Here is a 6,559-nt window from a genome sequence, read left to right as displayed (position 1 = left end):
CTCCCACCCCACTGCGGGACCTGCCGATCCCTGAGCGGCTGGAGTTCTTCCCCCCCGACCCCCTTCGCTTTCCGGCCCTGACTTTAGCCTATGAGGCCGGGCGGATGGGAGGGGTTGCCCCCACCGTTCTCAACGCTGCCGATGAAATTGCTGTAAAGGCCTTTTTGGGCGGCAGAATTGGCTATCTGGATATCGCAGGGGTCCTGGAAAAGGTGTTGCAGCAAACCCCGGTCTTGCCCCTGACCTGGGAAAATATACTCCGATCTGACGCAGAGGCCCGAAAAAGGGCCGAGGAATGGGTCAGAACAAGAGCCTGAATCTATGCAGCTTCCCCCCACGAAATCCCCCAGTTTCCGCGGTTGGTGCGGTAGGGTTTGGCGAGGTTCCCCATGAGCCTGCTGTGGTTTTTGCTGATCATCGCCATCAGCATCTTTGTTCATGAGCTGGGGCATTACCTGGCCGCCCGGGCCCAAGGGGTAGGGGTGCGCAACTTCGCGGTGGGGTTTGGCCCCACCCTGCTGGGCTTTGAGCGTTGGGGCACTACCTGGCGGCTCAACCTCATCCCCCTGGGCGGTTACGCGGAGATTGAGGGGATGCAGCCGGGGGATACCCAGGGCTACGCGCAGCTTTCCGGCTGGGGCAAGTTCCTGATCCTAATTGGGGGGATCGTGATGAACCTGCTTCTGGCCTGGAGCCTTCTGGGGTTTTTAGGGAGCACTCAGGGCTTCCCCAATCTGAACAACACCAGGGCCGAGGTCTCGAGCGTGGTCCCGGGCAGCCTGGCCGAGCGGGTGGGGTTCAAGGCGGGGGACCAGATTATCGCCCTGGATGGCCAGCCCTTGACCGATTTCCAGGAGGTGAGCAAGTTTCGCGCCCAGCCCGGTGAAAAGGTTTTTACTGTGCTGCGCGGGGGGCAGACCCTCGAGCTGCGCTTTAACTGGGATGGCCGGGAACCCCGGCTGGGGATTGCCTACGGCCCGGTGGTTACCTATCAGCGGGAGCCGTTCTGGCTGGGTTTCGCCAAAGCGGCTTCCAACACCGTGACCCTCTTTCCCCGCATCGTCCGGGAAATCGTGGGGGGGTTGCTGCGGCTTTTCGAAGGCCAGCAGGTCGCTGGGCTGGCGGGGCCGGTGGGGATCGTAAACGCCACCTCGCAAGCCGCCCAGGCCGGGGGGTATGCGCTGCTGGTCCTCTTAGCCAACATCAACCTCTCGCTGGCCATCTTCAACCTCCTGCCGATCCCTGGCCTGGATGGTGGGCGCATCTTCGTGCTGGTGCTCAACTTCTTGAGTGGGGGCCGGATTCGCCCGGAGATGGAGGCCAGGCTGGCCTATGGCGGGTTCATCTTTGTGCTTTTGCTGATCGTGCTGGTTACAATAAACGACATCCGCAATCTGAGCGGTGGATGAGCCAGGCCGATTGCCCGAGGGAGCCGCTGTGAACGCCACCGTCCTGATCCCCGCCTACAACGAAGCCCTCACAGTGGGGGCGGTGGTAGGGGTGGCGGTGCGGGCGGGGTATCCGGTAATTGTGGCCGATGATGGCTCGAGCGACGCCACGGCCCGGTTGGCGGAGCAGGCCGGGGCGCGGGTGGTTCGCTTGCCGGAGAACCGCGGCAAGGGGGGGGCGATCGCGGCCGGGCTGGCCCAGGTGGCTACGCCTTATGTCATCTTGCTCGACGGGGATTTGGTGGGGCTGCGTCCGGAGCACCTGCAAACCCTCCTCGAGCCGGTAGAAGAGGGACGGTTAGACATGGCCATCGGGGTGTTCAAGTCCGGTGGGCTGATGACCGATTTCGGCAACCGGGCCACCCCCTATCTTTCTGGTCAACGGGCCTGCCGCACCGAGTTCCTGCGCGGGGTGCCCGGCCTGGAGGCGCAGCGCTGGCCCGAGCCGGCCATCACCGACCACCTCAAGGCCACCGGGGCCCGCTGGGAGTACGTGAACCTGAGCCAACTCCGCCAGGTCATGAAGGAAAAAAAGCGTGGCTTCTGGCGGGGGCTGGGGTATCGCTTGGGGATGTACTGGCACCTCCTGCGCTACCGTTGGGGCTCGAGGCGGGCCAGCTAAGCCTTCCGGTGCACCTCGCTACGGTCTTTCGCCGCGGGCGGTGTAGCATCAGGCTATGGACTTGCTGGAGCGTGCCGTTGAGGGGGAATTCCTTTCCGCTGAAGAGATCGTGAGCCTGTACGGGCTGCCCCTAGCCGAGGTGGCGGCGGCGGCCCATCAGGCCCGGCTACGCCGTACGCCTGCCGATACCGTCACCTACCTGATTGACCGCAACATCAACTACACCAACGTGTGTACGGTGGCCTGCAACTTCTGCGCTTTTTATCGCACCAAGCGCCAAGCCGACGCCTACGTGCTGACCTATGAGGAGATTGGGCACAAGGTCGAAGAGCTGATGCAAGTCGGCGGGCGGCGCATCCTGATGCAGGGGGGGGTGAACCCTGGGCTGCCCCTCGAGTGGTATGTAGGGTTGTTGCGCTACCTCAAAACCCACTATCCCGAGGTACGCATTGATGCCTTCAGCCCGGAAGAGATCCTGGGGCTCGAGAAGCTGACCGGTCGAACCGCTCGAGACCTGCTGGTCGAGCTAAAAGAAGCCGGACTGGACGGGCTTCCGGGGGCAGGCGGGGAGATTCTGGTGGATGAGGTGCGGGCCAAAGCGGCCCCTGCCCGAATCAAGAGCAGCGACTGGTTTCGGATTCTAGACACCGCGCAGGCCCTGGGCCTATACACCATTGCCACCATGGTGATCGGCTTCGGTGAGACCTACCTGCAGCGGGCCCAACACCTCTTGGCGCTCCGCCAGCAGCAGGAGAAGGCCCTGCGAGGGTATGGCGCTGGCTTTGCCTCGATGGCGATGTGGACGCTACAAACCGAGCATACCCGGCTAAAAGGCAAGGCCCCTGGGGCCAGCGCCCATGAGTATCTGCAGCAGCTGGCCATCGCCCGGCTGGCCCTGCCCAACATCGCTAATTTCCAGGCCAGCTGGCCCAGCATGGGGTTCAAGGTGGCCCAGGCTGCCCTGTATTACGGCGCCAATGATTTTGGCAGCACCATGCTGGAGGAGAACGTGGTTTCGGTGGCAGCCGGACATACCCGCACCAACGCTACCCTCAAGCAGATCCTTCGCCACATCTCCGACGCGGGGTTCGTCCCGGCGGAGCGGGATCCTTACTACAACATCCTGCATTACCCCGATGTCAACGCGGTGCTGAACGAGCCCGCAGCCCTACCGATGGCTTAGTGGATGGGCCACGGTAACCCAAACATCACCCTGGGGGTGTACCGGCATCTACTGCAACACGAGGGGCAAGGCTTTGTGATGGACCCTGAAGGCCTGCTCGAGCCCAGAACACAGGCATAGGAATCAAAAACGCAAACCGGGGCAACATTCACCCCGGTTTTTTGCGTCCTGGATTGGCGGGCGCGGCAGGATTCGAACCCACGACCTACTGATCCGTAGTTGGCTCGGCACCTAAACACGGCTAACCAAGGGGTGGCAAAAATGCGATAATGATCGCATTTCGTAACCAAGAGCTACCACCCCTAACCACCTGGGTTGCTACACGGTTGCTACATGACCTCTCGGACATTTTGGAGGGCGATATTACCTTCTGGAATGGCGTGTGTAACAGTGTACGGCTACCCTTGGTACCATGCAGACTTCTATGGTGAACGGTGGTGCCGCATCTGCGGAGCGAGAGTCCAAAGCCAAGCTGGCGTACTCGGTGGAGGAGTTTGCTCAGGCGGTCGGGCTGAGCCGCAACCACGCCTACGCCTTGGTTCGCGGGGGCATAGTGAAGGCGGTAAGAGCGGGTTCACGCTGGGTTATCCCCATCAAAGCTGTCGAGTGTTGGCTCGAGGACAAGGACGATTGCGCTGGCAGGAATCGATAAGTCTGACCCACCCAAAGCGGAGCAGATAATCTTCATATGTGCCCTGAGGGTTGTCTGCGATCATTCTGGCATTTGGCTACTGCCTCAGAATGTACAGTAAGAGCACAGATTTGTATCACTCGCTTTTCCAAGGGGCGTATTTTAGATGACGATACCGACGATACCATTGAAGGCTCCCTCCTCGACCAGCTCGAGAAACAGGATCTGATTTCGAAGGTCGGCACCTTACAGCAGTGGTCATAAAGGATTAGTCCATAATAGAGGCATGGCGTATTCGATGGTCTTACGACAACGGGCAGTGAGAGCCGCGAAGGAGTAAGGTAAAGCGGAGGCAGACCGGTGCTTTTCAGTGAGCTATGCGATGGTTAGACTCCGGGTCAAGCGAGCTGAGGTAGGCCAACTCGAAAACACGAGTGAGCGCGACGAGGTGGCTAGAGCCGCTTGGCTTGAGCCCCCAAGCCCGCTCGCCTAAAGTTCGTAATACACTCTAAACAATGCTCGACTATGTTTCGAGGCCGAGCTACTTACGGTATCCGCTGCTGCAGCGCCACCGCCTGAGCACGACTGTTGATGCCAAGCTTGTTGAACAGGCTAGTGACGTGGAACTTGGCGGTGTTCTGGGAGATGTCCAGCTTGCGGGCGATTTGTTTGTTGGAAGGCCCGGCTGCAATCATGCTAAGGGTTTCGCGTTCCCGCGGCGAGAGCGAAACTTCCTGCCCATTAGGCTCATGGGGGGCTGGAAATCCAGACTCAAAAGCTGCCTGATGGCTTCTTCTTTTTTCGAACTAGAGAGTTCCAGAACGAGAAACCGTGCCCAATGTACCGTGCAGGATAATAATGCGCAAAAACCTCGAGCTTATCTGGAACAGCCCATTTTGCTAATACACCCCAGATTGTGTAGCAGTATAGCAGAACCAGACTTTAGGCTCTATGGTTTTTTGTTGCCAACCTTTGCTCTACCCTAGCTGCAGTATGAGCAAAGTTCCTATCACCATTGCCTATGGAGATGGCATCGGCCCAGAAATCATGAAAGCCACCCTGGATATCTTGCAGGCGGCTCAAGCCCCCATAGAAACTGAGGTCATCGAGATTGGCGAGGGTGTCTATCTACGCGGACACAGCAGTGGCATCGAGGACAGCGCTTGGGAAAGCCTACGGCGCACCAAGGTGTTTCTCAAAAGCCCCATCACCACCCCTCAAGGAGGTGGCTACAAAAGCCTCAACGTAACCGTACGCAAGACCCTGGGGCTTTACTCCAACGTCCGCCCGGTGCAGTCCTATGAACCTTTCGTGACCACCAAGCACAAGGCCATTGATCTGGTGATCGTGCGGGAAAACGAGGAAGACCTCTATGCAGGAATAGAGTACCAGCAAACTGAGGAAGTCACCATGGCCCTCAAGCTGATCTCCAAGCCCGGAACCGAACGCATCGTGCGCTATGCCCTTGAGTTTGCCCAGCGGGGTGGGCGCAAAAAGGTGACCTGCATTTCCAAAGACAACATCATGAAAATAACCGACGGGCTTTTCCACCGGATGTTTGACGAGATCGGGCAAGAATACCCCAACATCCATAAAGAGCACATGATCGTGGATATCGGAGCCGCGCGGCTGGCCGAAATGCCCGAGCGCTTTGACGTGATCTTGGCTCCCAATCTCTATGGCGACATTCTTTCGGATATTGCCGCCGAAGTTGCGGGTTCGGTGGGTCTGGCCGGATCAGCCAACGTGGGCGACGATGTAGCCATGTTCGAAGCCGTGCACGGCAGCGCCCCAGACATTGCCGGGAAGAACCTTGCCAATCCCTCCGGACTATTGCAGGGGGCCATCTTGATGCTAGTGCATATCGGGCAACCTGAGGTGGCGGCTTTAGTCAAGAATGCCTGGCTCAAGACCCTTGAGGATGGCCTCCACACCAGCGACATTTTTGACGAGCGGGTCAGCCAGCGAAAGGTGGGTACTGCCGAGTTTGCCCAGGCGGTGATCGAGCGCCTGGGGCAGCAACCGGAGCGCCTGCGCCCGGCTAAGTTTGGCGAGCCCAGCAAGGAGCCTATGGTGCCGCCCATGACCCGGCGGACTCCAGCCAAAAAAGAACTGGTCGGCGTTGATGTGTTCTTCAACTGGCGTGGACAAAAACCCGAGGAGCTGGCCCAGTTGCTGCAACCGCACAGCAGCGAAAACCTGAAATTGATCATGATTACCAACCGGGGGGTTAAGGTCTGGCCAGGCGGATTCCCTGAGACCTTCCGCACCGATCACTGGCGCGGGCGCTTCATGGCTGCCCAAGGCCACAGCCCCGATCATCATGACCTGGTAGAACTGCTTAGCCGTCTGGCCAATGCTGGCCTGGACTTTATCAAGACCGAGCACCTCTATAACTTTGATGGCAAACCGGGCTATTCGCTGGGCCAGGGACAGTAGGATCGCTTGGAGCCGGGCGTGATTTGACCTGGCCAATAAGCCAAAGTCGGTTTGCTGTTCTAGTGAACCGGGGTGGCTGTTGGCTGCTTAGGGATTGCGATCTCCGCTTGGTAGGAGGCAGTGGAACCGGGAGGGATCCAGCTGGGCCTATTCAGCCGAGGAGATTGTCCAGGCCATCAGGATCAGCCGTAACCATGCCTACGTCCTGATCCGGGGGTAAGGTCAAGACGGTGCGA

General features: G+C 59.4%; 5 protein-coding genes and 2 pseudogenes. 6 read left to right on the top strand and 1 reads right to left on the bottom strand.

Annotated features, from left to right (window positions below; translation table 11 throughout):
- The 5 genes and pseudogenes from Mgrana_RS03080 to Mgrana_RS03060 form a co-directional block, all read left to right on the top strand.
- A pseudogene (locus tag Mgrana_RS03080) lies at positions 1-317 on the top strand (1-deoxy-D-xylulose-5-phosphate reductoisomerase); the annotation flags it as partial.
- Between the two features lie 72 nt (positions 318-389).
- A complete protein-coding gene (locus Mgrana_RS03075; RefSeq protein WP_119356133.1) occupies positions 390-1,409 on the top strand; it encodes a M50 family metallopeptidase in 1,020 nt (339 codons plus the stop codon).
- A 28-nt stretch (positions 1,410-1,437) separates the two neighbouring features.
- Positions 1,438-2,070, top strand: a complete 633-nt coding sequence (locus Mgrana_RS03070; protein ID WP_119356141.1) for a glycosyltransferase family 2 protein — start codon at positions 1,438-1,440, stop codon at positions 2,068-2,070.
- Between the two features lie 55 nt (positions 2,071-2,125).
- The gene (locus tag Mgrana_RS03065; protein ID WP_119356132.1) at positions 2,126-3,253 is read left to right on the top strand and encodes a CofH family radical SAM protein; all 1,128 of its coding nucleotides are present in this window, start codon (positions 2,126-2,128) and stop codon (positions 3,251-3,253) included.
- 412 nt (positions 3,254-3,665) lie between these two features.
- Positions 3,666-3,905, top strand: a complete 240-nt coding sequence (locus Mgrana_RS03060) for a helix-turn-helix domain-containing protein (protein WP_119356131.1) — start codon at positions 3,666-3,668, stop codon at positions 3,903-3,905.
- A 524-nt stretch (positions 3,906-4,429) separates the two neighbouring features.
- Here Mgrana_RS03060 and Mgrana_RS03055 read toward each other — a convergent pair.
- Positions 4,430-4,600 (bottom strand): annotated as a pseudogene (locus Mgrana_RS03055) (response regulator transcription factor); the annotation flags it as partial.
- A 277-nt stretch (positions 4,601-4,877) separates the two neighbouring features.
- On the opposite strand from Mgrana_RS03055, the gene Mgrana_RS03050 reads away from it, so the two are divergent.
- Positions 4,878-6,323, top strand: coding sequence for an NADP-dependent isocitrate dehydrogenase (locus tag Mgrana_RS03050; RefSeq protein WP_119356129.1), 1,446 nt, complete (start codon positions 4,878-4,880; stop codon positions 6,321-6,323).
- Positions 6,324-6,559: the final 236 nt, after the last annotated feature.

It is taken from the genome of Meiothermus granaticius NBRC 107808 (assembly GCF_003574355.1).
Lineage (GTDB): Bacteria > Deinococcota > Deinococci > Deinococcales > Thermaceae > Meiothermus > Meiothermus granaticius.
Note: the sequence above shows the minus strand (reverse complement) of the source record. Positions and strands in the feature narration are given on the sequence as shown.

Bases quoted from the DNA above. Each gene is read 5' to 3' on its own strand.
- Mgrana_RS03075 (WP_119356133.1), top strand. From the start codon at position 390: ATGAGCCTGCTGTGGTTTTTGCTGATCATCGCCATCAGCATCTTTGTT.
- Mgrana_RS03065 (WP_119356132.1), top strand. From the start codon at position 2,126: ATGGACTTGCTGGAGCGTGCCGTTGAGGGGGAATTCCTTTCCGCTGAA.
- Mgrana_RS03060 (WP_119356131.1), top strand. From the start codon at position 3,666: ATGCAGACTTCTATGGTGAACGGTGGTGCCGCATCTGCGGAGCGAGAG.
- Mgrana_RS03050 (WP_119356129.1), top strand. From the start codon at position 4,878: ATGAGCAAAGTTCCTATCACCATTGCCTATGGAGATGGCATCGGCCCA.